Origin of the sequence: Undibacterium sp. TJN19 (assembly GCF_049339485.1) — a bacterium.
Taxonomy (GTDB): domain Bacteria; phylum Pseudomonadota; class Gammaproteobacteria; order Burkholderiales; family Burkholderiaceae_D; genus Undibacterium.
In genome coordinates, this window is sequence record NZ_JBMPPL010000006.1 from 110,620 (window position 1) to 134,263 (window position 23,644).

Genomic DNA, 23,644 nt, shown 5'->3' on the forward strand with positions numbered 1-23,644 from the left:
TCAGGCGGACAAGAAATTGAGGCGATAAACGCCGGCAAAATTGGGATTATCCTGGCTAGGATGCCAACGTGTATCGCGCCAGGCTTGCAGGTCGCGTAGCTTGACAGCCCGCAGGCCATTGTCGGTCGGCGTTACTGTGCCGGTGTGGTAGGCGATGTAAGAATTCATCCAGACCATCAAGTGCTGGGCATCACCCTGGTCAAAAAACAGCAGGTCACCTGGGGCGGCCAGATTGCAGTCCTTGTTTTGAAAACGGGCATTTTCCTGCACCATTTCTATGGCGCTGACATAGGCCGAAGTGGTACCGTCAGCCAGCTTCCATTGATGACGCAGGGACTGCGCGGCATTTTCCAGCACGATTTCTGGTGGCACAGCTGTACCGGACATACCGTTTGCGCGCTTCCATTTCTCATCATGATCGCGCAGTGATTCTGCCACGGCAAAACGCACCAGGCCAACGCAATCCCTTTGTTGCCAGCGTGGGGTGGGGCCTGTTCTGAACTGCGCTGCGATGATGCTGGTCATCCAGGCGCGAAAGGTACGTGACTGCAAGGGGGTCAAGGTTTTCGACGCCGTGACATCGCTGTCGGTCTTTTTTGCAATGGTGCTTGTCAATGCCGCCCAGCCTGAACCAGCCGGCAATAGCGCGGCACTGGTAAGCATACGGCTTAATACATCACGGCGTTTCAATTTGCCTTCTCCCGCACGACCCAATCCACACCTTGCCAGGCTTTGCCGCTACTTTGTTTCCCGCTCAATTCCAGACGGATGGGCGGGTAGGTCGCCAGCGCCTTCATGCGTGCAGGCAAATGGGTTTGGGCGGCAGCCAGGAAGTTGGCATCTTCCGGGCCACCCAGGGCATTCAATACTTCGCGCTGTGCCATTTCTGACAGAGGGCGAGGGGTAATCAGACCCAGCGTGGCCTGTGTGCCACTAATTTGGTCTGCAACGCTGGGGTTACTGCGGGCTATCGTATCGACGACCTTTTCTACCAGGCTGCCATCAGGCGAAAACACCACGAAGTCGCCACTGGCAGCCAGTGTTGCCTTGCTATCTGCGTTATGCCAGAACTGCTGATCTGGTTTCGCCTTGGTTTTGCCCTTGCCTGGTATGTCTTGCTTGCCTTTGGCAATTGCCCAGGTCGCCAGCGCCTGTAACGTAGCGTCACGGTTCGGTGTGTTGAGTGGTAATTTCGCAATGAATACGGGGGAATACAAATTCGATTCGCGATACCAGCAAGCGAGGCCAGAACCAGTCAGCGCTGCCAATGATGTTTTTGCTGGCAATGCCGGCTTGGCATCTGCATCGTTGATGACTTTTTCTACGGTTGCCCAGTCCACTGGTACTACTACACAGGCACTGGGATTGGCCGGTGCTGCCGTCCACAATGTGGGGTCTGGCAGTTGTGCTGGCTTGACTTTCTTTTCATCAAGCCAGATAGCGGTCGACCAGTTGCCACCAAAATCAAAGCGTAAGCCTTTGAAGCCTGACATAAAACCACCATAACCTATCGCCAGGGTAGGTGCGCCTATCGCCATGGTATGGGTGGCCGTGCCAGCAGGTGCTGCCGACGTGCCTGCGATGGAATTCAAGTCAAATTGCTGTGACAGACTGCCTTCATTTTCCAGCCAGCTGACAACTGCTGCCCGTGCTTCTGACACCATATTATTGCCATCATTGAATAACAGGCCCGGATCAGACAACACCACCATGCGTTCTCCCTGGCTGATCAGCAGCAGGGTACGGCGCGGATTGATTTCCAGCGCCAGGACTGTGGCGTCACCATTGCGCGTACTGATGTCACCAGCTTTTTTGAGCTGACCGTCCTTTAATGCAGCCTTGGCGGCTTCCTGCAAGACTTTGCTGAACATGCCACGGCGCATGACTACGGCATAGTGCCTTAAGGCACCCTTGCCATCGCGCCAGAAGGCGACTTCAGCCGGTTCGTTGAAAATACTGGCGTACAGTTTATCTGTCCAGTCCAGTTCATGTTCATAGGCAATGCGTTTGATGGCACCATTCAGACCCAGGCGGTCTTCATTTTGTTCATAGTAAAAGGCCAGGTCTTCAGTCAGTACATCTTTGGCAATCGGTACTTGCAGCAGATCACGTGGCAGTTTCGACAGGCTGCTGGTGCGGATCATCGCATCAGGATGCGCCATATCCACCTTCAGGCGTGTGCCAACATATTGATAATCCTTCCATTGCTTGCTCAACTGATAGGCGACCGCGCCCGCCGCGACCGTTGCGGTGACAATAGTGACAATCCAGATACGACGCATGTGCTTTCCCTTTCGTGCAAAACGCCTTTAGTTGCCCGAATACTATCTAATGCAGTGTCATATGACAATCAATTCCAAAATTATTTTGTAAGTTTTCTTACAGGTGTGGTCTTGCTATCAAAAGACGGGTATTTTGGGTGGAGAAACAGGCTTGTTTGCCAGAAAGAATGACAGATTGACACCGGTGGAAATGGCCGGCTTGTTAGCGCTTGATACCTAAGCTCAGCTTGGGCTAAGGAGTTTAAGCGGCTTTCAGGTTGATGCTGGTCGCCAGGTGATCATGAAAGTCTGGTGGTACAGGTTTTGTCAGTCAAACTACTTTTAAGTTGGTGAAGAAGATGAGCCTGTCATGTGGTTTATTGATATGCCAGTTCTTCAAACAAACTTTCATTGCATAGGCGCTCATGCTCCGCCGCCCAGGCTGCATCCATCGCCGCCACTTTCACAAAGCTTGGGCGGCTGGTGATGCGTTTGACATATTCCGTGATGACTGCCATTTCCGGCACGATCCTGCATTGGGTTCCCCATTGCAAGGCACTTGCCCAAAGAATGTCTGCGACACTTAACCTGTCACCCAGCAGATAGGGGTCAGCGCCCAGTTGTTTGATGATGATATCAAGCATGGTATCGAAATCGCCGCAAGGCGGTTTCGAAAACACAGCTGCTTTGCATTGCAAGGCTTTGTCAACCAGTAAGGGTTCGTAGCAGGTAGCGTAATACACCATCCAGCGCAGATAGGGACCGCGCAAATAACTTTCTATGGGAGGAGTCAGGCTTGCCTCGGGATAAAGATCGGCCAGATATAAAAAAATGGCAGACTGCTCTGTCACCACCTCATCAAAATGTTGAAGCGCGGGTACCTTGCCCATGGGGTTGATCGCCAGATAAGTTGCTTGCCTTTGCTCACCCGCTTTCATGTTGACCATCCTTAGCTTATACGGCACTTCGAGTTCTTCAAGCAAGACCAGGGTAGCCGAAGAGTGCGATTGTGGAGCGTGGAACAGGGTGACAATGTTATTTTTGTTCATGGATCACTTTCTGAAGAAGGATTGCGGCCAGGGTAGCAATTGCCGGTTTGTCTATGCGCGTAGATTAATCCTTCATACCTGTCATCTTTTGTCAGGATGGATTATTATTTTGCTATGCGAGCAAGTAGATTGATTTCCATACTGAATATTTTGCAGGCGCGTGGCCGTGCCACTGCGCCTGAGCTGGCTGCCGAGTGTGGCGTGACCTTGCGTACTGTCTATCGTGATATTGATGCCATGAGCGAGGCGGGCATACCGGTGTATAGCGAACGTGGCTCTGCTGGTGGTTACCGTTTGCTGGATGGTTACCGTATCCAGTTAAATGGTTTGTCTGCCAGAGAAGCCGAAGCGCTCTTCATGACCGGTTTAACCGGTGCTGCAACGGATCTTGGACTGGGGGCAGTGATGGTAGGGGCGCAAAACAAGCTGCTGTCTGCCATGCCAGCTGAACTGCGCAAAGGGGCCGTGCAGATGCGACGGCGCTTTCACCTTGATGCGCCTGCCTGGTTTGCACAGGCTGACCAGCCGGTGTACTTGCCACAAGTGGCTGATGCAGTCTGGACACAGCAGGCAATTTATATACGCTATGAAAGCTGGAACGGTTTGAAGGAAAGGATCGTTGAGCCGCTGGGGGTTGTCATGAAAAGCGGTGCCTGGTATATGGTGGCGCAGGGCGAAAACACGCCCCGTACGTACAAGATTTCGCGCATTCATGCATTGAGCTCGCTCGACCAACATTTCACGCGGCCAGCCGATTTTGATCTGGCTGCCTATTGGGACGCTTCGACGCTACGCCTGCAACATGATTTACATGAGAATATCGCGACGATACGACTCTCACCCACCGGTATAAGAATGCGTGAGATATTTCTCTCTGCATATATATTTTCTGAAATGAAACTGTCGCCCGAACCCGATGAAGATGGCTGGTATCTTGCGACCATCCCAGTGGGAAAAAGCTGGCATGCCTGCATAGATTTACTGCGTTTTGGTGAGGATGTCGAGGTGCTGGAGCCTCCCGAGTTGCGTGAGAAAATGAGGGAAATGATCACGAAAATGAGCAGGATCTATAACGCCTGATGTCAATCAATCCGGGTAGATCAGAATGACTGTAACTTGCCAAAGGCGTCACCCCCGCCAGCGGACAAGGGGGTGTTCACGGGTCAGTAAATAGTGGGCTTGATCATTACTGGTTTTCGGCCTATCCCGCCCACCCTATATATTCAATACCATTTTGTATGGCAGCAATGACCATCGCCTGATTTTCAGCACTTTCACAGAAACTGGCAAGGGCACCAGCCGCTGAAATTTTCCCGGTATCGATGGAACTCACCCAATAATCAAAGCCAGCCTTGTCTGGCGTGCGGTGCAATACGTTTTGATAAAAATTTGTGATCAAGGTGTTGGTGTTCGGGTTTTTCCCATACAGCCTTTGAAATTCGGCTGACGAAAAGAAGCCTGAGGCAACGGTCGTCAGGCTGGAGCCGTTTTCCATATCATTGATCCAGTAACCCAGACCTGCCAGATCGGGTTTGCGATCAAATGCCGCCTGATGCAGGCGATAGGCCTGGCCGGCGATGCCGGCTGTATCAAAAGAAAGGTAGTTGTCATCGAACTTGATCAGTTCTATATTGATCAGCGTATCGGACCCTTCTGCGCCTGTCATGTCTTTTACAATATAGCTGGTACCATTTTTTGTTACCTGGTAATTGGCGATTTTCCCGGCGCACAGGACGAGGTCATTTCCTGCCGCGCCGTCGATGGTGTCATTGCCATTCGAGCCTGACATCACGTTGCCGTAAGAGCTGCCGGTAATGCTGATACCAACCGAGCCATAAGCACGTATGTTTTCCACAAACTGATAGTTGGTCAGCGTCGTACTAAAATCTACCCATACGGTATCTACACCTTCACCCCCATTTTCGATGACTTTGTCCAGACTGGTATCTAGAACATATACATCATTCCCAAGTCCACCGATAAAAAGGTCGTTACCTGCACGTTCATTCGCATCCCAGTCGAAGGTGTCATTGCCGTCACCACCGAATATCGTATCGTTACCATCGCCACCAGTCATGCTATCATTGCCAGCACCGCCGTCTATGCTGTCGTTGCCTGCGTTGCCGTCTATCGAGTCATTGCCTGCGCCACCCAGAATGGTATCGTTGCCGCCCTGGGCTGCAACGAAATCGTCCCCATCACCTGCTGAAATAAAATTGCCCAGATCATTTCCCACTATCAGATCTTTTTGTGCTGAACCTATGGCATTTTCAAACTCGCCATAAAACCAGCGCAGGCTGACCGGGTCGCCGCCATTGAGGATGGTATTTTTCCCATCGAAATAGCTCATCGCCACACCAACCAGATGCGCCGCACTGGTAATGGTCGTCCCCATATTGAAATAGGCACCCTGGCTATACAAAGACAGGTCTACCGTGTCAATGCCGCCTTTGTCGAAATAGGTGCGGTAGCCATCGGTGCCGGCAACGGTGGTGTCATTGCCGCTGCTGCTGGTACCTGTGCCCTCTCCATACGCCTGTTGTAGCGCAATGACGTCCAGTATCATTGGCGTGAATGCATGCAGGACCGATGAATGGTTTTGATCGTCATACGACATGATAGAGAAATACTCTTTGTACATATCGGCTGCGCTATTGGTCTTAAAGCCTAATTTGTTGAAGCCCATGTACTGCGTTGCCGCATAATCTGCCGCAATGACCGGTGTACCGTTGACGATATCTGTGTGCGGATGTGACAAACCCAGAGAGTGTCCCAGTTCATGCATTAAAGTTTTGGTGGCAGGGCTAAAAGGATCAAAGGAATAATCGCCCTGATACTTGCTGGCGGCCTGGTTGATATAAATATCTCCCGCTCCACCGGTATAACCAAAGTTCTTATCTGAACTGCCGCCAGATATGCCGCTGAAATCGACATCTGTTCTGTATATCCAGTTGATGTTGATGTCCGATACGTTGGACCTGCCTACGTCTTCCGGGTTGGCAATCGAACTTGTATTTGTGCTGTCATAGTCAATGACCTTGGTGAACGACAGATTGGCAAACTGGGAATAGATATCGAGGATGCCATTGATATTGTTTAACTGCGTGCCTGTCCAATTATATTCATTCGGCCCAGAAGTGTAGATGCCGCTGGTGAACAAGGAATAATTTTTATCCGAATAATAATTCGCATAGCTGAAATCATCTGATACCGTCACCCGTATAAGCCCGGTCAAAATATAATTCGGGATACCGGAGGCATCGAAATTGAACATCGCCTTGGCGATCGCAGTCGTAGGGGTGTACGGGATATAAGTTGCCATGGCAGATATATGAATTTAAATTAAATATGGAAGACTTCACCTGATCATCAATGCCTGCGTATGCATGTAAGACAGGGAATTAGATTATGGCCGCCGAAATGTAATTTTCCACAACGCAGCTTAAATTTGAAACTTATCGTTTTAAATTGTACATCTGACACTTGGCTCAAACGCGGGCAAATGCATTTAGGTTGACAAGAAATGTCAGGACAGCTTTTTTTATCTTGGGCTGCAGAATTTCTTCGCATTTGCATAAAAATACGTCTTGCCACTGGCGTGCAGATTCCCGGAAATAATTCGTAGCGTACAGATATATAAGTGTGGCATCTTTTGGTAAGATGCAGCTACAAATTCAAGGCTTCTAAAACCTTGAATGTGAATTTTTAATGTAAACCAGGCATGTTCATGCTGTATGCCAAATACATTTTTTTGCTTGCGCTCAAACGCAGTGCATTCAACTCATCATATCGTGCAACTGATAATCAATTTTAAACTATGGAATACGAATTCATGAATATACATTTATCCCTTATGCCTATCCTGGCACTCATCGCTGGCATATGTATTCTGATCAAACCAAAATTAGTCAGCTTTATCGTCGCCTTATACCTGATCGCGGTAGGCTTAATTGGGATATTGGGCTTGGGGCGCTTTGGTTTTCATTAAACCAAATGAAGTGTGAAGTGAAATATAAAGAAATGTTTTGCTGCGAGCAGGGCGAAGGATCTGGTATTGAAAAATATCGCTCTTTTTTCTTGATACCGCTACTCCATCCATAGATAGCGGTATCATTTAATTTTCTGGCGATGCTTTATATTGCAGATAAAAGATCAAACAAAATTGCAGACATAATCCAGTGTTTCCAGAGTCTCAATTTCAAATGTTGAATTGGCCGGTACGCTGAATTGCTGGCCACCTTCATAAGTATTCCATTCAGTTTCGCCTTTCAGGCGAATCCGGCATTTGCCTGCATTCAGTTCCATGATCTCGGCTGCGCCTGTATTGAAAACCAGGCTGGACGGGAAAATCACACCTATGGTTTTTTTGCTGCCATCGGCAAACAGGATTGTGTGGGATACACATTTGCCGTCGAAATACAGATTGGCTTTTTTAACGACGCTGACTTGATCAAATTGGGTAGACATACGATAAAACTCCAAAAAAAGACCCGCGCATGTCAATGGGCGGGTCAGGGATAACTTAAGTATTCAAGCGATTACTGACCGCGTTTTGCGCGGGCATTGGCAGCGATACGCATGCGCAATGCATTCAGTTTGATGAAACCGCCAGCATCTGCCTGGTTGTAGGCGCCGCCATCTTCGTCAAAGGTGGCGATGTTCATGTCGAACAGCGAATCGGTTTTGGAGTCGCGCGATACCGTGATGACATTCCCCTTGTACAGCTTCAGGCGTACCCAGCCATTGACTGTGTGTTGAGTATGATCAATCAGGGTTTGCAGCGCGACGCGCTCTGGTGCCCACCAGTAGCCGTTATAAATCAGGCTGGCGTAACGTGGCATCAGATCATCTTTCAGATGGGCGACTTCGCGGTCCAGGGTGATGGATTCTATCGCGCGGTGGGCGCGCAGCATGATGGTGCCACCTGGCGTTTCGTAACAGCCGCGTGATTTCATACCGACATAACGGTTTTCTACCAGGTCCAGACGACCGATGCCGTGCTTGCCACCGAGGCGATTGAGTTCAGTCAGCACCGTCGCTGGCGACATGCGCACGCCATTCAGAGCGACGATGTCGCCGCGCTCAAATTCTACATCCAAGTATTCAGGCTGGTCTGGTGCGGCTTCAGGGCTGACCGTCCAGCGCCACATGGATTCTTCGGCTTCAGCACTTGGGTTTTCCAGGTGACGGCCTTCAAAGCTGATGTGCAGCAGGTTGGCATCCATGGAGTAGGGCGCGCCACCATTTTTATGCTTCTGGTCAATTTCTATGCCCGCATCTTCAGCGTATTTCATCAATTTTTCGCGGGACAGCAAATCCCATTCACGCCATGGAGCAATGATCTTGATGCCAGGCATCAGCGCATAGGCACCCAGCTCGAAACGTACCTGGTCATTACCCTTGCCAGTCGCACCGTGGGAAATGGTATCAGCACCAGTCTCTTTGGCGATTTCGATGAGTCGTTTGGCGATCAATGGACGGGCGATGGACGTACCCAGCAGGTATTCACCTTCATACACGGTATTGGCGCGGAACATCGGGAAGACGAAGTCGCGCACGAATTCTTCACGCACATCATCGATATAAATATTTTCAGGTTTGATACCAAACTTGATGGCCTTGGCACGCGCTGGCTCCAGTTCTTCACCCTGACCCAGATCGGCAGTGAAAGTGACGATTTCGCACTGATAATTATCTTGCAGCCATTTCAAAATGACAGAGGTATCCAGACCGCCAGAATAGGCGAGGACGACTTTTTTAGTATCGCTCATGATGTGCTTTCGAAAAATTAAAACTTAAGGCTTAAGACCGAAAAGATCACCACAGAGGCACAGAGACACAGAGAAAAGCATGAGAAAAAACATTACTTATTTATCTGCGACTTAGCGACGATGACTACTCTTAATTTGATCTTGTCCCTTCCAATACAAAACGATTACAGAGATATTGAGCCAAGACAGTCTTTATTGACGTAGATTAAATCTCAAGCCACAAGATTTTCTCTTGTTTTACTCTGTGGTGCAGCAGGGAATTCGTGCGACCCGCGTAGGGTGGCATGCCACTCGCCTGCGTAACGAAGACTTCTTGCAAGAAGTCTTTCCTTCCTCTGTGCCTCTGTGTTGAGAGGTCTTTACCCAAAAATTACCGTATCAGCGGATTTCCCCAACTACCAAATACTCAAGCAAGGCTTTTTGCACGTGCAGGCGGTTTTCGGCTTCGTCCCATACGACGGATTGCGGGCCATCAATTACGCCAGCAGATACTTCTTCGCCGCGGTGCGCGGGCAGGCAGTGCATGAACAGGGCGTCTGGGTTGGCGCGCGCCATTTTGGCTTCATCGACTATCCAGCCATCGAAAGCTTTCAAACGTGCCTGGTTTTCGTCTTCATAGCCCATGCTGGTCCAGACATCGGTGTTGACTAGGTCAACGCCTTCGCAAGCATCAGACGGGTTGTCGAATACCGTGTATTGCGAAGCATCTGCCGTCACTTGCGACATATCCATGTCATAGCCTTTTGGCGTAGAGATGTGCAGGTGGAAGTTAAATACCTGCGCTGCCTGCAACCATGAATACAGCATATTGTTGGCATCACCTATCCAGGCCACTTTTTTGCCTGTCAGTGAGCCGCGATGTTCAATATAGGTAAACACATCCGCCAGAACCTGGCAGGGATGATGTTGATTGGTTAATCCATTAATGACAGGTACACGTGAATTAGCGGCAAAGCGCTCTATCATTTCCTGTTCGAAGGTACGGATCATGATGATGTCGCACATGCGTGACATGACCTGACCAGCATCTTCTACCGGTTCGCCACGCCCCAGTTGACTGTCGCGGGTGTTCAGATAAATCGCCGCTCCACCCAGCTGGTGCATGCCAGCCTCGAACGACAGGCGAGTGCGTGTGGAGTTCTTTTCGAACACCATCACCAGCGTTCTATCCAGTAAAGGATGATAAGTCTGGTAAGCCTTGAAACGCTGCTTGATGATGCGGGCACGCTGCATCACATAGTCGAACTCAGTGAGCGTGAAATCGGAGAACTGCAGGAAATGTTTGATAGCCATAAATAAAACGGGCAGCAAGGTTAGCTTGCCGCCGCTTGTCATAACTGCTTAATTATAAGGGATTATTTCGGCTTACCCATATTAAATTCTGAGAACAGCGAAATCAAAACCCTTTTGCTTAGTTTTTGACCTGCCAACGCTGCATTTGCCATTTGTTGTTCGCTTATGCAAAAACAATAAATTTTGTCAAGCCCTGTAACTTCAACGGTACGCGAATTTATTGTACGCGAGTTAATAATGTTTAACGATTTTCATATTCAGGACTTCAAGTATTCGCCGTAAAGTTCATAGACAATTTGTAACAGTGCGGTTTAAAAATTATTGCATTTGTGAACTTTCGTCAATTCTGTGGTTTTCTCAAAAGGTTTGATTACACTTACTTAACTTGTTGTTATCACCGGAAAAATTCATGCTTTAAAGCAGTGGTGTCGTAACGCGGGCAATAACAGAAAATGTAACAAGTGTAAAAATGTAACAAAGAAGTTTGCCTTCCTCTTTGACTATTTTGGCATCAGGAAGTTGCTAAACACTTTCATAACGAATTCTTAATATTAATTTAAAACCATGAGCGCACTTTTAGCCGGACTGACCGTCCTCATCATTGGCGATAGCCATATGTCCACCCCTGACTATCTGATCACTACCTTGCATGATGATCTGATGAGCAAGGGTGCTGTCGTGTATTCGTTTGGTGCCTGCGGTGTCGCGGCCGGTGACTGGATGGTGAAGAGTCAGTCACCATGCGGTGGTGCGGTACGTCTGAAAGATGGCCCGGTTGAGGTTAAAACTGGCCAGGACGCGATGACACGTCCGTTTAATGAACTGGTAAAAACTTATAAGCCAAATCTGGTCGTCGTCGTCAATGGCGACACCATGGCTTCCTATGCAGCGCCAGAATTGCCAAAAACCTGGATCTGGCAGCAAGTGTCGCGCCTGACCAAAGGTATCAAAAACAATGGCGTAAATTGCGTCTGGGTTGGGCCGGCCTGGGGAACTGAAGGCGGTAAATTCAACAAGACCTTTGCACGTGCTAAAGAAATGTCTGGTTACCTGTCAGAAATCGTCGCGCCTTGTACTTATGTTGATTCTCTGACTTTGTCCAAACCAGGTGAGTGGGCATCTTCTGATGGCCAGCATTTCGATGTGGCTGGTTATAAGGCATGGGGTTCTGCCATTGGCAATGCCATTTCTTCGCCAGCGGTTTTGCAAAACATTAAAAAATAAACATTGCGCCTGACTCCTATGAAAAAAATTATCCTTGCTGGTCTTGGTTTGGCGTGTACCCTGGCGGCTGCTGCCGATAACCCTCTATACGAAACCGGGCCTAGCCAGGATTCTTCTTTTGTGCGCTTTCTTAATGCCAGTGATGACAAGGCTAGCGTCATCAATGGCACTGCAAAAGTGGCGTTGGGCGTGCAGGGTGATGCGCGTGTATCACGTTTTTACCCTGTCAAGGCGGGCGCCAAACTGGCTGCTAACGTGCAGGTTGGTGCTGCCAAGCTGATGGTGGAAGTGGTCGCCAAACCAGGTGAATTTGTCACTGTTGCCATCGTCAGTAAAGGCGCCGGTATAGAAGCCGTGGTCGTTAAGGATACCCCAACGGATTTTAATGCCAGCCGGTCTTCAGTCGCCTTCATGAGCCTGGATGCCTCATGCGATGCTGCCAGTTTAAGTGGTGGCGCAAAAAATACCATGATCTTTGAGGCAGTAAAACCTGCCACTTTACAGCGTCGCCTGGTCAACCCGGTCAGCCTGGAAGTACAGGCCAATTGCGATGGTAAAGATGCAGGCAAGGGCGTCAACCTCGGGCAGTTACAGGCCGGTGAGCGTTACAGCGTCATCGTCATGCCTGGCAAAAAGGGACGTCAGACTTTCTTTGTACGCGATAGCACATCCTGACCTGAGTACGGGCCAACGCCATGGTATTTGCTTCTTTAGAGTTTCTGACACTCTTCCTGCCCCTGTTTTTTGCCGTCTATCTCGTCACCCCGCAACGTTTTCGCAACCATACTTTACTGGTTGGCAGTTGGCTGTTTTATGCATGGTGGACGCCAAAATTCTTGTTGCTGATCATCGCCCTGACGATATTGGCCTGGGGGGCGGCAATACTGATAGACAAGAGCAGCGACGAGCGCGTTAAAACGCAATTGATGGTCGCTGCCATCGTACTTAACCTGGCTTCCCTGGTCTGGTACAAATACACCAACATGCTGGTGTATTCACTCAACACCATCCTGACCGGCCGCGACATGCCCACCATACCGTGGGAAAACCTGATGTTGCCCATCGGTTTGTCATTCACGATCCTGCATGCTATTTCTTATATTGTCGACGTGCGCCGCAAGACTGTGCCGGCGCAATACAGCATCATTTCATTCAGTGCCTATATGGCGATGTTCCCGCATCTGATCGCCGGACCTATCGTCCGTTATAAAGTCATTGATACCGAACTGCGTGAGCGGGTCTTTTCCATCGATAAATTTGCCGCTGGCGTACGCCGCTTCATGGTGGGGTTTTCCATGAAGGTATTGATTGCAGATACGCTGTCACCTGTAGTGACACTGGCATTTGGCCTGAAAAATCCTACTTTCATTGATGCCTGGACTGGTTGCGCCGCCTATACCCTGCAACTGTATTTTGACTTTGCCGGTTACAGCGCCATGGCGATTGGCCTGGGCTTGATGCTGGGTTTTCATTTCCAGGAAAATTTCAATAATCCCTACCTCTCAGTATCCATACAGGATTTCTGGCGGCGCTGGCACATGACACTGTCATCATGGCTACGCGATTATTTGTACATCAGTTTGGGTGGTAACCGTGGCGGTGCCGCACGTACCTATGTCAATCTTTTGCTGACGATGGCAATAGGTGGTTTGTGGCATGGTGGCGAAAACTGGAATTACCTGATCTGGGGCATTATCCAGGGCACGGCATTGTGCTGCGATCGCGCTTTCACCCAGCGTGGCCTGTCGATGCCAAATTATTTGTCGCGCACATTGACTCTCCTGGTCGTCATGCTCGCCTGGACGGTGTTTCGTGCGGATAGCTTCGCTACCGCAACAGACATCTGGGCAGGTCAATTTGGTTTTCACGGAATCACCATGGGCGATGCAATCAGTCTGGCTTTGCGCCCCAGTATTATTCTGACCTTTGCACTTGGCCTGATTTGCGTGGTGTATCCGGCAACCCCTGTCGGCAAAAGACATGGCCTTGGCTTTGCAGGTTGGAGCATGACCTGGCCGGCGCTGACTTTTGCTTATGCAGTTGTCGTACTGGCGGGGCAAAAAGCGATTCCCTTCCTGTATTTCCAGTTTTAGGAAGCAAGTATGAGCGAGTGTTTTACATATGATCCTGGAAAAGCTGGCTGGAAGCGCTTTATACCAGTTGCTGCCTTTGCCATCATCATGCTCGGTGGGTTTGCGGTAACGCTGACTTCCCTGTATGAAGTGCCAGAAGAAAAATGGGATGGCATCGGCAAGCCTAAACGTCTGCTCGATGGTGAGGCAACACGGCAGTTTTCTGGTCAGCTTAATGATCACTTTCTACTCAGCAAACCGTTCGCAAAAATTGAACGCGCAGTAACATGGACCATTGCAGGCGATACTGGCGCATCGGTGCGCACAGGTTGTCCTGACTGGTTATTTTTGTCAGATGAACTGACGCCCTATTCACATGCTGCTGACAATGCAACGGCGAGAGCCGATATCGTTGCCAAAGTGGCCGACAATTTGCAAAAACAGGGCATCAAGCTGCTTGTGGCTGTGGTACCTGACAAAACCCGTATTGAGCAAAGTCATTTATGCAGCCTGCACAGGCCGACCGCATTTACTGGACGGCTGAATTCATGGGTAAATAGCCTGCGCGATAAAAAAGTCGAAGTCGTTGACCTGAGTGCGCCGCTGATGAGTCTGACTGAAGAGCGTTATTACCGCAGCGATTCACACTGGAATGAGCGCGGCGCAAATGCCGCAGCGAAGACGCTGGCCGATCAATTAGTGGCTCTCAATCTGGTAGATGCACCAAAAAAAGCACCTGACCCCGGCGCGATCGTCTCAACAACAAGCCCACGTTCCGGTGATTTGATGCGCGTTTCCAATCTCGAAGGTTTACCTGCCTGGATGCGTCCTGCAACAGAAATCACACAAGTTAGCAAGGTAGCACCAGTCGTCGTTGCCAGCGATGACCTGTTCGGCGATGCCGGTTTGCCGACCGTCGCCATTGTCGGCACCTCATTTAGCCGCGCAGCGAATTTTGTGCCTTTCTTCAGCCAGCACCTCGGTAAGCCCGTCGCCAACCTGGCCAAGGATGGCGGTGATTTTGATGGCGCCGCCTATGGCTACATCAACAGCGCCGAATTCAAGAAAGAAGCACCAAAAGTGCTGGTGTGGGAAATACCAGAGCGCATGCTGGAAAAAACGCTGACCGCTTCTGAAAAGAAGTGGTTGAGTGAACTGGGTTTGAAGAGTAGGTAACGGGAATTAAAGTGAGGCTATGCTGGAGTCAGCCTCACTGGTGATTGGCGCTATTGGCCAGGTACGTCGTTTATTTGCGTACACACTTCCTGGTTTTTGATCTCGGCGTGGTCACCAGCAAAAACGTTGCAGCCAAACCCGGCAAAATTATCATGGTTAAAATAGAAGGCGCACCGTTGGCTGCCGAGGCAATGATGGCTGCTGCCCAAAGTATGGAACTGACAATAGCATTTTTGCGGTTCATGTTGATCCCCTTCAGAAATTGGCACAAATTTCGCTAAAAACAGATAGCACTGTTACTGGCATTGTATTCCTTGTCTCAGAGACTACCAGTTTTTTTGCAAAATTAAACATTTTGATGAATCTGGTCTGATATGGTTGTGCAATGTGCGGTGACAGTTGCACAGGCGAAGTAGAGAGTTGAAGAGAACTGAAAAGTATGCTTCGCTGAGTTAATCAGAACCTAAAATCCATTCGTCCAACGCCGCTTGGATATCTTGCATTACCGTTTTCCAGTCACCGATTTTTTGTTGGCGGAATAGTCGGGCTGTGGGATACCAAGGGCTGTCGTTTCGGTTCAGTAACCATCGGAAATCGGAAGCAAACGGGAGCATGATCCAGACTGGTTTTCCCATTGCGCCAGCAAGGTGTGCGATGGCGGTGTCCACTGAAATTATCAAGTCAAGATTTGCTATGGTCGCAGCAGTTTCTGACATATCGGTGAAGTCGTTGGTCAAATCGATGATGCCTGGCTGTCTTGTTAGCACTATCGCGTCGTTTTCACGAAGGTCTTTTTGTAATGAATAGAAGTTGACGTCAGTTCGCTGAAGCAAAATGTTGAAATTGGATAGCGGTAGAGAACGGTTGAAATCGTTTTTGAAAAATCTGTTACCTGACCATACTACGCCCACACGCTTCTTGCCGACACTATGTTGAGGTGAAGCAGATTCATAAAGGTGCAATTTTTCTTTCCATAATGTCACACGTTCAGGTGTTGCTTGAATATATGGTACGGTATTTGGGATAGTATCAATGCGAGTTCCTAGTAAATGTGGCAAACGTGAAAGGGAACACTGAAAATCGCAGCTTTCTAAGTTTGCTCCCTTAACTAACACTCTGTCGATTGCAGGTATAGTTTCCATCAATAATTTCAATTGCGGCTGAACATCCAGATAAACGGCAACTGCTCCTACTGCCCTAATACATTCAGCATAGCGCACGAATTGCATGGTGTCGCCCAGTCCCTGATCGGCGTAGAGAACAATTGATTTGCCAATTATGTCATCCCGAGTTTTCCATTGAGATAAACTTGGCTTTTGGAGTGCGTTATCAGCTGTCGTGGTCTTTTCTTCTTGTTTGTTGTAGTTGTATTCAGCCCAACCTTCTTCAAAGTTGCCCATTGCTAAATTCGCCAGGCTGCGCCCCAGGCGAGCTTCGGGAAAATGAGGTGTGATTCGCAGCGCATGATCGAAACTGGTTTTGGCTTCAGCACAACGGTTTTGTGTCAGCAAGACTGAACCCAAATTAAAATGTCCGGTGGCATCGTTAGAGGACAATAAAAGCTGTTCCTTATATCCGTCTATCGCTTGCGTAAAATAGGGATATGCCTGCTCGGCCTGTCCCAGTTTTATGAGTACAGTAGCTAAACTTGCACTAGCTTCGGGGTAGGAAGGCTTGATCTTTAGCGCGTTTAAATAACAGGTATGTGCTAAGGCGAAACGTTGCAGTTCCTGGTAGCGTTCCCCCATCATAAATTGCATGTTTGCATCATCAGCGTTTTGGTTGACTGCGTTTGCCATGACTTGTAATGCATCCTCATTCCTGTCTTGCTGTAATAGCAGACGAACCAAATCATGATACGCGAACGCAAAATCGGAAGCGATTGCAAGTGCCTGTCTAAAATGGGTTTCCGCCTCAGTCAGATGGCCCATCGTTAAGGCCAAAGTGCCAGATATATACTGTGTGTCTGCGTCGGACGAGTCTAGCTCCCTCGCTTGTCGCAGGCTTTTAGCTGCATCAGGCAATCGCCCCATTTCACGTAAGACAAACCCCAAATTACTGTGGGCTTTGGCAAAAAGCGGGTTGAGTAGAATTGCTTGACGGTAAGCTGTTTCTGCTGCAATCAGATTTCCCTGATGGAGAAAGGTATCGCCTTCGCGTTTTAAGCGTATATCTTCGTTAACTGGAACTGCAATTGCAGGCTTGGATAATGAAGCTTGCTTGTCACTTATCGAAAGTTTGGAATTTAAGAATTTGAGTACTTTGTTGAGCATATTTTTATTATGTCTTCAGTAATATTTCTTTGTTGAGTAAACTACGCGAATCACGCAAAGCTAGGCTCAATTTGTATGCTTTTGGTATTTTTATTTGGTTGCTTGCGCAAAGTGTGAGTCTGAATGAGCCAATGAAGCAAGCCAATGCATAAAAAGTATCCTAATGATGCATTCGGATTATTGTGCCATTTCTTGAGTTTCTGACGATTTTAACATTCCATCTCTATGAAAAAACCTGCGCTAATCACTTGTTCATTAGAGTAAAACGAGTTTTGCTAACTAGAACTTATTTCATAGACTCCTGTAGCTTAAGGAAAACCTGAAAAGCTTATTGGCAGCCCGTTTATGTCGACGTCAGATTTAGTAGATTGGGCAATCGATAAATTAGCTAGTATGCAGAGCATTAAAAACAGTCGTATTGCACGCAGCAAATTCATGAATTTTAATACCCCACCGTCTGCTTCGATTCATGCACCAGTTGTTCAAACATATCGTGCCGCATGCTTGAAATTTCGCCATCCTTCACTGCTGCCAGTATCGCACAGCCCGGTTCGCTGTGGTGGTGGCAGTTGTAAAACTTGCATTTTCCCAGGTGCGGCAAAAATTCGGGGAAAGCGCGTTCCAGCATGCCTTCGCTGAGGTGATGCAGACCAAATTCCTGGAAACCGGGTGAATCAATGACGTAGGAATCAGCATCCATATGGTACAGCCGGGTGAAGGTCGTCGTGTGCTTACCGGTATCGAGCGCGGCAGAAATTTCACGGGTGGCGATTTCTGCATCCGGTATCAGCAGGTTGATCAGTGATGACTTGCCCATGCCTGACTGGCCTATCAGTATCGTACTTTGCCTCTGCATCAGATCGTGCATGAGTTGACGTGTGCCGTCTGGGTCAGTCCTGACCGATACTTCATGTACGGGGTAACCGAGTTTTGCATACAGGCCCACACGTTCACGTGCTTTTGGCAAGGATGCGGTGACATCAACCTTGTTCAAAATCAGATGTGGCTTGATGCCAGATGATTCTGCTGCCACCAGTGCGCGTGAAACCAGGTCGTCGGTAAAGCTGGGTTCAGTCGCCACCACGATCAGCAATTGTGTCAGATTGGCGGCCAGCATCTTGGATTTATATTGGTCCGACCTGTACAGCAAGGTCTTGCGCGTAGTGATGGCTTCGATCACGCCCTGGTTTTTTGATGTCAGCGCATATTCGACAATGTCGCCGACCGACACATCGCTTTTCTTGCCACGAGTGACGCAATGCAGTTTGGTGGGCACGCCATCAATGTCTGCCTGTACCAGATAATGACGGCCATGCGCAGCAATGACCAGTGCTTGTGAACGCGCCATCAGGAAAAACTTTGCTGGAAAATTGCATCAATTTTAGCGGCGCAGATAAAGTCGTTCTCAGAAATGCCACCTTTGCCATCGTTCACCGTATGCGTGTCAAACTTGATGATGCAGCGGTTATAGGTCACCACCAGTTCAGGGTGATGATCTTCTGCGTGAATGACATAGGCAATCGCATTGATGAAAGCCAGGGTTTCATAGTAATTCTTGAACTGGAAAGTCTTGACGATGCGTGGGCCATCCTGCGCCCAGCCTGGGGTAGCCGCAAAGTAAGCTGGCAGGCTGGCGTCATCCAGGCCGGTTTCTGTGTGATGGGATTTTTTTTCCAGCAATTCTGAAGTCTTGATCATGGTGTTTCCTTTATTGGGTGGCCATCAGGTGATTAATGCGCACAGAGGCAGAAGGGTGGGAGTCATAAAATGCTGAATGCAATGGGTCTGGTGTCAGCGTCGATGAATTATCGTCGTACATTTTGACCAGTGCGGTAACCAGGTCCTGCGCATTGGTATGTTTGGCGGCAAAGGCATCGGCTTCAAATTCATGTTTGCGTGATGTGATCGCACTCAAGGGTGACAGCACAAAGGTAAATACCGGCAGCACCAGCATGAATAGTATGATCGCCATCGCATCATTTTTTGCCAGCAGCATAGGGTCTACACCCAGGCCGGTATAAAACCATACCTGTTCCTTGAAGTAGCCAAGCATGGCCATAAAGGCCAGCGAGAGGGCAAACATCACGGCCATACGTTTGATGATGTGTTTAAGCTTGAAGTGACCCAGTTCATGGGCGAGGACAGCTTCAATTTCATGTGGTGCGAGCCGTTCGAGCAGGGTGTCATAGAAAACGATACGCTTGGCGCTGCCAAAGCCGGAGAAATAGGCATTTCCATGGCCAGATCGCTTCGATCCATCCATGACAAAAATACCTTTCAGGGCGAAACTGACGCGTTTGCTCAGGCCTTCTATGCGGTCACGTACTTCTGCATTATCGAGTGGCCAGAATTTATTGAATAGCGGCGCAATCACGACCGGGAAAATTAACAGAAGCAACAGCTGGAAGCCAACAAAAGCTGCCCAGGCATACAGCCACCAAAGGCTTCCTGCTTTTTCCATCAGGCTTAAAATCACCCAGACCAGTGGCAAGCCAAGTACTGCGCTAATCCCTGCCCATTTCGCCATGTCGATAAAAAACAGACTGCGTGTCATCTTGTTGAAACCAAATTTCTCTTCGAGTACGAATTGCGAGTAATAACTGAACGGAAATTCAAGCACGCTGCTGATAACGGTAAAGGCCACAAGCAGGCTGATTTGATACCACATGCCCGGGCCGGTCAGTTTTACAAGGTAGGCAGACAGCCATTGCAAGCCACCAAACAGGGTAAAGCCGACAAGGATGGCCGCATTCACCAGCAGCATAACCATACCTAGTTTGGTCTTGGCAATCGTGTAATCAGCTGCCTTCTGGTGCGAGGTCAGGCTGATCTTTTCAGCGAACTGATCAGGTACTGCCGCTCTGTGGCGAAGTATATGCCGGATATGCCGGGAGCCCAGCCAGAACTGAAAAACCAGTGTCAACAGCAGGAAGGAAATGAATAAAACCGAAAAAACGACTGAAATCATGGGAAAATGTGACATTCGATAAGTAATAGCTAAGGAAGAATTATGTCACAAGCGACCGACATCCAAACAAACACCTCCATTCCTGCCCGTCCAAATGAGTTAAACCTGATCTGGCTGGACATGGAAATGACCGGTCTTGACCCGGATACAGATCGTATCATTGAGGTAGCCGTTGTGGTAACTGATTCTCAGTTGAATGTATTGGCTGAAGGCCCCGTGTTTGCCATTCACCAATCGGATGAAACCCTGGACAAGATGGATAATTGGAACAAGGGCACACACGGCCGCTCTGGCCTGATTGACAAGGTTAAAGCGTCTACCGTGACCGAAGCAGACGCCGAAACTGCGCTGATCGCCTTCCTGAAACCTTATGTGCCTGCAGGCAAATCACCAATGTGCGGTAACACCATTTGCCAGGATCGCCGCTTCATGGCACGTGGCATGCCCAAGCTGGAAGCGTTTTTCCATTATCGTAATCTGGACGTGTCTACCCTGAAAGAATTATGTCGCCGCTGGAAGCCGGAACTGGCTTCAGGCTTTAAAAAGCATCAAAAACATACGGCACTGGCAGATATTCTTGAATCGATTGAAGAGTTGAAGTACTACCGCGAGCATTTTATTAAAGAATAAACTTGTTGAAGATTGTCTTTGATAAAGTTTGCCAGGCTTCAATAGAAAACGCTCCCGAGTTGCCATGCATACGGGGCGTTTTTATTGTCAATTTAGCGAACCGCGCCAAGTTTGATTACACTTTCTTGCCGCGCAGGTGTTCTACAGTTAATTCAGCAAATTTTTCATATAACCAGCTCAGGCGCATTCCGTCCTGACCACCTGCAAGGCCACCCAGCGCATAAGAAGCGCTGATTTCGAAGCGATTGATTTCCTTGCCTGTCGCGTCTTTCAAAATAACATCACCGACGATATGGTCATTGCCAGCCATAAAACCGAACATGATGGCCGTAAAAGCGGAACGCACACGAAAATCTTTTACCAAAATTTCAACAGTGTTCGTTGCCTCAGGATTATTTTCACTCAACAGGTTTTGTGAGGACATTGCTCGTTTTACGTTATCGACCAGAGCGTTCTGATCAAATTTCAAATTGTCGCTGACTTGCTTCTTCGCATCATCAGACAAGGAAATAGAAATCGATTTTGCCGGGCGGTTTGACAGATATTGCTTGTTGCTTATATCTGCGTGCTTGACGCCAGATGCGCAGCCTACCAGGGAAAATGCAATCAGACTTGTAACTATGAGGCGAGCGAACATGAACTTCCTTTAATAATTGTTGACCGTGAAATTACGGCCCGCCATTAGACTCGAAAGCACTTGTCTTTACAACATATTTAAAAAATAATTAATCCTTGGTATGGATTAAGTTTTAAGCTGTTCATCCGTGTTTGCAAATCACCGACATGCAATTCCAGCTTGTGTCCATCCGGGTCAAGCAGATACAGCGAATCGCCTTCGCTTTTATTGATTTTCCACAGTTTGATTTCACCAAAGACAGCTTTTTGTACAAAACCGGCAAAAGCTTCAGGTGTGACAGAAAACGCGCTATGCGTATATTCGGCAGGGGTAGTGGTGCGGCAATTCTTATCTAATGACAGGCAAATCCAGTCATTGCCGGCTTGCAAGTAGGCGCCATTTTGCCATTCGGCAACAGGTTTCAGACCCAGAACGTTCACATAAAAGCGAAAAGAACGTTCCAGATCCGATACTGACAGCGTCAGGTGGTTGACACCTGTGACGCTGTATGATGGATGGGCATCCAAGTCAGACAATTATACGCCCAGCAATTCCACTTCAAATATCAGTGTTGCATTGCCTGGAATGACACCGCCTGCACCACGCGGGCCATAACCCAGGCTGGATGGAATAGTCAAAATACGGGTACCGCCGATTTTCATGCCTTGCACGCCTTCATCCCAGCCTTTGATCACATGACCAGCGCCCAATGGGAAAGAAAACGGATCGTTACGGTCTTTGCTGGAATCAAATTTCTTGCCAGCGCTGCCATCGGGGTTTTGCAACCAACCAGTGTAATGCACGACAACGTGGTTGCCTGCTTGCGCTTCTGCGCCTTCACCAACGACTTTATCTTCGTATTGCAAGCCACTGACGGTAGTAGTTGTGCTCATCATTTTTCCTTTATCTGGCATTTAGCGGGCGGTTTTCACACCCTTCGTTCATTTTGCGCTTTTCGTTGTCAAGCCAGGGCTTGCGAAGGCGTTTTCAGGCGATTTCGGTCTGGGCAGGCGATCCTTGTTCACAATCGCTATATAGTTGAAATATGGCAATAAATTCCCATATGAAAACACAATTGACTGCGGGAAGTGCCACCCTTCTTCGAAAAAGTTGGCGCAATTGTAGAACAAAAAAAACCGCCATGCTCAGTCGCTGTACAATTGTTGGCTGTTGAGCCAGCTTTCCATGCTTGATTTTGCGCAAATTCTGCTAAAAAGCGTAAAAACAATGCAAGGAAAGTCCTTTGCTTATTGTCATGCGCTGTAAAATGCGTGCTTGATTCATTTTTTTGCGGTCTTCTTTCATGCGTAGTCGTTTTTTGCTGTCGTCTCTGGCGTTTTATTTACTTTCAAGTTTTTCAGCCGTTTCTGCCCAGACCAATGTCGTGGTGGTATTAAACTCGCGCGATGCGACGGTAAGCTTGCTTGATCAGACCAGTTATAAAGAACTCAGCACCTTTCCGGTTGGCAAAGAGCCCCATCACCTGATGGCAACGCCGGACAACAAATCCTTGATCGTGGCGAATGCAGTTGGCAATGAGCTGGTGTTTCTTGACCCTAAAACGGGTGAAATACAGCGCCGCATGAAAGATATTGCCGATCCTTACCAGATAGGTTTTTCACCTGATCAGAAGTGGTTTGTCTCGAATTCCCTGCGCCTGGATCGTGTCGATTTTTATAAATACGATGGCAAAGAAATGACCCTGGCCCAGCGCGTACCCCTGGCCAAGTTGCCAAGTCACATGGCTTTTGATGCAGCCAGTACCACGGTTTTCATTACCCAACAGGGCAGCGACCAGATTTCAGCGATTGACCTGGCAACCCAGAAGATCAAATGGACTATTCCTGTTGGTAAATTGCCAGCAGGCATTACCATGACACCTGACGACAAATACCTGCTCGTCGGTATCATGGGTAGCAACTATGTCGAGGTCATTGACTGGCGCACCCAAAAGACCGTCAAAAAGATCAAGGCGGGCGAGGGCACCCATAATTTCCGCGCCTTGGGCGATAAGCGCCATTTGTTTGTATCCAATCGCACATCCAATGAAATCAATATCCTGGATCAGCAAACCCTGGAAATGGTAGGGACAATTCCCGTTCCCGGTGGCCCGGACTGCATGGAAGTCAGTGCTGATGGCAAAACCCTGTGGACAACACTGCGTTGGATCAAAAAAGTGGCTGTCATTGATATCCCTACGCGCAAAGTCATCAAAATGATACCGGTTGGACGTTCCCCTCATGGTGTCTACTTTGCCAATCGTGCGCCCAATATGTAAATTGGCTGCGCCTCTGCGACCCCGCCTGGCGCG

Annotated in this window: 23 protein-coding genes; 8 read left to right on the forward strand and 15 right to left on the reverse strand. The window is 48.7% G+C overall.

What is annotated here, in order from left to right:
- From ACO0LH_RS17225 to ACO0LH_RS17235, 3 genes are all read right to left on the reverse strand, one after another.
- Positions 1-690: a DUF1175 family protein gene (locus ACO0LH_RS17225; RefSeq protein WP_422942357.1), complete on the reverse strand. Its 690-nt coding sequence runs from the start codon at positions 688-690 to the stop codon at positions 1-3.
- Positions 687-2,282 carry a DUF2138 family protein gene (locus ACO0LH_RS17230; RefSeq protein ID WP_422942358.1) on the reverse strand — a complete coding sequence of 532 codons (1,596 nt, stop codon included), beginning with the start codon at positions 2,280-2,282 and terminating at the stop codon, positions 687-689. Before ACO0LH_RS17230 ends, ACO0LH_RS17225 begins: the two co-directional genes overlap by 4 nt.
- A 356-nt stretch (positions 2,283-2,638) precedes the next feature.
- Positions 2,639-3,310, reverse strand: a complete 672-nt coding sequence (locus ACO0LH_RS17235; RefSeq protein WP_422942359.1) for a glutathione S-transferase family protein — start codon at positions 3,308-3,310, stop codon at positions 2,639-2,641.
- A 114-nt stretch (positions 3,311-3,424) separates the two neighbouring features.
- Between ACO0LH_RS17235 and ACO0LH_RS17240 the strand changes: the two genes are divergently transcribed.
- Entirely contained in the window at positions 3,425-4,390 is a 966-nt protein-coding gene (locus ACO0LH_RS17240; protein ID WP_422942360.1) for a helix-turn-helix transcriptional regulator, read from the forward strand.
- A gap of 121 nt (positions 4,391-4,511) precedes the next feature.
- Here the strand turns inward: ACO0LH_RS17240 and ACO0LH_RS17245 are convergent, their stop codons facing one another.
- Positions 4,512-6,632, reverse strand: coding sequence for a DUF4214 domain-containing protein (locus ACO0LH_RS17245; RefSeq protein ID WP_422942361.1), 2,121 nt, complete (start codon positions 6,630-6,632; stop codon positions 4,512-4,514).
- A 510-nt stretch (positions 6,633-7,142) separates the two neighbouring features.
- Here ACO0LH_RS17245 and ACO0LH_RS17250 point away from each other — a divergent pair.
- Positions 7,143-7,298 carry a DUF3096 domain-containing protein gene (locus tag ACO0LH_RS17250; protein ID WP_422942362.1) on the forward strand — a complete coding sequence of 52 codons (156 nt, stop codon included), beginning with the start codon at positions 7,143-7,145 and terminating at the stop codon, positions 7,296-7,298.
- Positions 7,299-7,462: 164 nt separating this feature from the next.
- On the opposite strand, the gene ACO0LH_RS17255 is transcribed toward ACO0LH_RS17250, so the two are convergent.
- The 3 genes from ACO0LH_RS17255 to argF form a co-directional block, all read right to left on the reverse strand.
- A complete protein-coding gene (locus ACO0LH_RS17255) occupies positions 7,463-7,777 on the reverse strand; it encodes a pyrimidine/purine nucleoside phosphorylase (RefSeq protein WP_422942363.1) in 315 nt (104 codons plus the stop codon).
- A gap of 71 nt (positions 7,778-7,848) precedes the next feature.
- Positions 7,849-9,081 carry an argininosuccinate synthase gene (locus tag ACO0LH_RS17260; RefSeq protein WP_186954132.1) on the reverse strand — a complete coding sequence of 411 codons (1,233 nt, stop codon included), beginning with the start codon at positions 9,079-9,081 and terminating at the stop codon, positions 7,849-7,851.
- Between the two features lie 378 nt (positions 9,082-9,459).
- The gene (gene argF / locus ACO0LH_RS17265) at positions 9,460-10,374 is read right to left on the reverse strand and encodes an ornithine carbamoyltransferase (RefSeq protein WP_422942364.1); all 915 of its coding nucleotides are present in this window, start codon (positions 10,372-10,374) and stop codon (positions 9,460-9,462) included.
- Positions 10,375-10,938: 564 nt separating this feature from the next.
- Here argF and ACO0LH_RS17270 point away from each other — a divergent pair.
- Genes ACO0LH_RS17270 through ACO0LH_RS17285 form a run of 4 tightly spaced genes read left to right on the forward strand, consistent with a single transcriptional unit; the run spans position 10,939 to position 14,846 of the window.
- Positions 10,939-11,598, forward strand: a complete 660-nt coding sequence (locus ACO0LH_RS17270; protein ID WP_422942365.1) for an SGNH/GDSL hydrolase family protein — start codon at positions 10,939-10,941, stop codon at positions 11,596-11,598.
- 18 nt (positions 11,599-11,616) lie between these two features.
- The gene (locus ACO0LH_RS17275) at positions 11,617-12,273 is read left to right on the forward strand and encodes a cell division protein FtsQ (RefSeq protein WP_422942366.1); all 657 of its coding nucleotides are present in this window, start codon (positions 11,617-11,619) and stop codon (positions 12,271-12,273) included.
- A 20-nt stretch (positions 12,274-12,293) separates the two neighbouring features.
- A complete protein-coding gene (locus ACO0LH_RS17280) occupies positions 12,294-13,691 on the forward strand; it encodes an MBOAT family O-acyltransferase (RefSeq protein ID WP_422942367.1) in 1,398 nt (465 codons plus the stop codon).
- Between the two features lie 9 nt (positions 13,692-13,700).
- Entirely contained in the window at positions 13,701-14,846 is a 1,146-nt protein-coding gene (locus ACO0LH_RS17285; RefSeq protein ID WP_422942368.1) for an alginate O-acetyltransferase AlgX-related protein, read from the forward strand.
- A 70-nt stretch (positions 14,847-14,916) separates the two neighbouring features.
- Here the strand turns inward: ACO0LH_RS17285 and ACO0LH_RS17290 are convergent, their stop codons facing one another.
- The 5 genes from ACO0LH_RS17290 to ACO0LH_RS17310 form a co-directional block, all read right to left on the reverse strand.
- Positions 14,917-15,090: a hypothetical protein gene (locus ACO0LH_RS17290; RefSeq protein ID WP_422942369.1), complete on the reverse strand. Its 174-nt coding sequence runs from the start codon at positions 15,088-15,090 to the stop codon at positions 14,917-14,919.
- A 208-nt stretch (positions 15,091-15,298) separates the two neighbouring features.
- The gene (locus ACO0LH_RS17295) at positions 15,299-17,119 is read right to left on the reverse strand and encodes a tetratricopeptide repeat protein (RefSeq protein ID WP_422942370.1); all 1,821 of its coding nucleotides are present in this window, start codon (positions 17,117-17,119) and stop codon (positions 15,299-15,301) included.
- Positions 17,120-17,561: 442 nt separating this feature from the next.
- The gene (gene rsgA, locus ACO0LH_RS17300) at positions 17,562-18,467 is read right to left on the reverse strand and encodes a ribosome small subunit-dependent GTPase A (protein WP_422942371.1); all 906 of its coding nucleotides are present in this window, start codon (positions 18,465-18,467) and stop codon (positions 17,562-17,564) included.
- The gene (locus ACO0LH_RS17305) at positions 18,467-18,817 is read right to left on the reverse strand and encodes a 4a-hydroxytetrahydrobiopterin dehydratase (RefSeq protein WP_422942372.1); all 351 of its coding nucleotides are present in this window, start codon (positions 18,815-18,817) and stop codon (positions 18,467-18,469) included. The genes rsgA and ACO0LH_RS17305 overlap by 1 nt, the downstream gene beginning before the upstream one ends.
- A gap of 10 nt (positions 18,818-18,827) precedes the next feature.
- On the reverse strand, positions 18,828-20,087 hold the full coding sequence (locus ACO0LH_RS17310; protein ID WP_422942373.1) for a M48 family metallopeptidase: 1,260 nt from the start codon (positions 20,085-20,087) through the stop codon (positions 18,828-18,830).
- Between the two features lie 42 nt (positions 20,088-20,129).
- Between ACO0LH_RS17310 and orn the strand changes: the two genes are divergently transcribed.
- Entirely contained in the window at positions 20,130-20,717 is a 588-nt protein-coding gene (orn, locus tag ACO0LH_RS17315) for an oligoribonuclease (protein ID WP_422942374.1), read from the forward strand.
- A 115-nt stretch (positions 20,718-20,832) separates the two neighbouring features.
- Here orn and ACO0LH_RS17320 read toward each other — a convergent pair whose 3' ends face one another.
- From ACO0LH_RS17320 to ACO0LH_RS17330, 3 genes are all read right to left on the reverse strand, one after another.
- A complete protein-coding gene (locus tag ACO0LH_RS17320) occupies positions 20,833-21,354 on the reverse strand; it encodes a DUF4410 domain-containing protein (RefSeq protein WP_422942375.1) in 522 nt (173 codons plus the stop codon).
- 77 nt (positions 21,355-21,431) lie between these two features.
- Positions 21,432-21,860, reverse strand: a complete 429-nt coding sequence (locus ACO0LH_RS17325) for a fosfomycin resistance glutathione transferase (protein ID WP_422942571.1) — start codon at positions 21,858-21,860, stop codon at positions 21,432-21,434.
- Between the two features lie 9 nt (positions 21,861-21,869).
- Positions 21,870-22,226 (reverse strand): FKBP-type peptidyl-prolyl cis-trans isomerase, encoded by a 357-nt coding sequence (locus tag ACO0LH_RS17330; protein ID WP_422942376.1) that lies wholly within the window; start codon positions 22,224-22,226, stop codon positions 21,870-21,872.
- A 410-nt stretch (positions 22,227-22,636) separates the two neighbouring features.
- Here ACO0LH_RS17330 and ACO0LH_RS17335 point away from each other — a divergent pair, with 410 nt between their 5' ends.
- The gene (locus tag ACO0LH_RS17335) at positions 22,637-23,611 is read left to right on the forward strand and encodes a cytochrome D1 domain-containing protein (RefSeq protein WP_422942377.1); all 975 of its coding nucleotides are present in this window, start codon (positions 22,637-22,639) and stop codon (positions 23,609-23,611) included.
- Positions 23,612-23,644 lie beyond the last annotated feature (33 nt).

Excerpts from the sequence above, each read along its gene's own strand:
- ACO0LH_RS17230 (WP_422942358.1), bottom strand. The coding sequence starts at position 2,282 with ATGCGTCGTATCTGGATTGTCACTATTGTCACCGCAACGGTCGCGGCG.
- ACO0LH_RS17235 (WP_422942359.1), bottom strand. The coding sequence starts at position 3,310 with ATGAACAAAAATAACATTGTCACCCTGTTCCACGCTCCACAATCGCAC.
- ACO0LH_RS17240 (WP_422942360.1), top strand. The coding sequence starts at position 3,425 with ATGCGAGCAAGTAGATTGATTTCCATACTGAATATTTTGCAGGCGCGT.
- ACO0LH_RS17245 (WP_422942361.1), bottom strand. The coding sequence starts at position 6,632 with ATGGCAACTTATATCCCGTACACCCCTACGACTGCGATCGCCAAGGCG.
- ACO0LH_RS17250 (WP_422942362.1), top strand. The coding sequence starts at position 7,143 with ATGAATATACATTTATCCCTTATGCCTATCCTGGCACTCATCGCTGGC.
- ACO0LH_RS17255 (WP_422942363.1), bottom strand. The coding sequence starts at position 7,777 with ATGTCTACCCAATTTGATCAAGTCAGCGTCGTTAAAAAAGCCAATCTG.
- ACO0LH_RS17260 (WP_186954132.1), bottom strand. The coding sequence starts at position 9,081 with ATGAGCGATACTAAAAAAGTCGTCCTCGCCTATTCTGGCGGTCTGGAT.
- argF (WP_422942364.1), bottom strand. The coding sequence starts at position 10,374 with ATGGCTATCAAACATTTCCTGCAGTTCTCCGATTTCACGCTCACTGAG.
- ACO0LH_RS17270 (WP_422942365.1), top strand. The coding sequence starts at position 10,939 with ATGAGCGCACTTTTAGCCGGACTGACCGTCCTCATCATTGGCGATAGC.
- ACO0LH_RS17275 (WP_422942366.1), top strand. The coding sequence starts at position 11,617 with ATGAAAAAAATTATCCTTGCTGGTCTTGGTTTGGCGTGTACCCTGGCG.
- ACO0LH_RS17280 (WP_422942367.1), top strand. The coding sequence starts at position 12,294 with ATGGTATTTGCTTCTTTAGAGTTTCTGACACTCTTCCTGCCCCTGTTT.
- ACO0LH_RS17285 (WP_422942368.1), top strand. The coding sequence starts at position 13,701 with ATGAGCGAGTGTTTTACATATGATCCTGGAAAAGCTGGCTGGAAGCGC.
- ACO0LH_RS17290 (WP_422942369.1), bottom strand. The coding sequence starts at position 15,090 with ATGAACCGCAAAAATGCTATTGTCAGTTCCATACTTTGGGCAGCAGCC.
- ACO0LH_RS17295 (WP_422942370.1), bottom strand. The coding sequence starts at position 17,119 with ATGCTCAACAAAGTACTCAAATTCTTAAATTCCAAACTTTCGATAAGT.
- rsgA (WP_422942371.1), bottom strand. The coding sequence starts at position 18,467 with ATGGCGCGTTCACAAGCACTGGTCATTGCTGCGCATGGCCGTCATTAT.
- ACO0LH_RS17305 (WP_422942372.1), bottom strand. The coding sequence starts at position 18,817 with ATGATCAAGACTTCAGAATTGCTGGAAAAAAAATCCCATCACACAGAA.
- ACO0LH_RS17310 (WP_422942373.1), bottom strand. The coding sequence starts at position 20,087 with ATGATTTCAGTCGTTTTTTCGGTTTTATTCATTTCCTTCCTGCTGTTG.
- orn (WP_422942374.1), top strand. The coding sequence starts at position 20,130 with ATGTCACAAGCGACCGACATCCAAACAAACACCTCCATTCCTGCCCGT.
- ACO0LH_RS17320 (WP_422942375.1), bottom strand. The coding sequence starts at position 21,354 with ATGTTCGCTCGCCTCATAGTTACAAGTCTGATTGCATTTTCCCTGGTA.
- ACO0LH_RS17330 (WP_422942376.1), bottom strand. The coding sequence starts at position 22,226 with ATGAGCACAACTACTACCGTCAGTGGCTTGCAATACGAAGATAAAGTC.
- ACO0LH_RS17335 (WP_422942377.1), top strand. The coding sequence starts at position 22,637 with ATGCGTAGTCGTTTTTTGCTGTCGTCTCTGGCGTTTTATTTACTTTCA.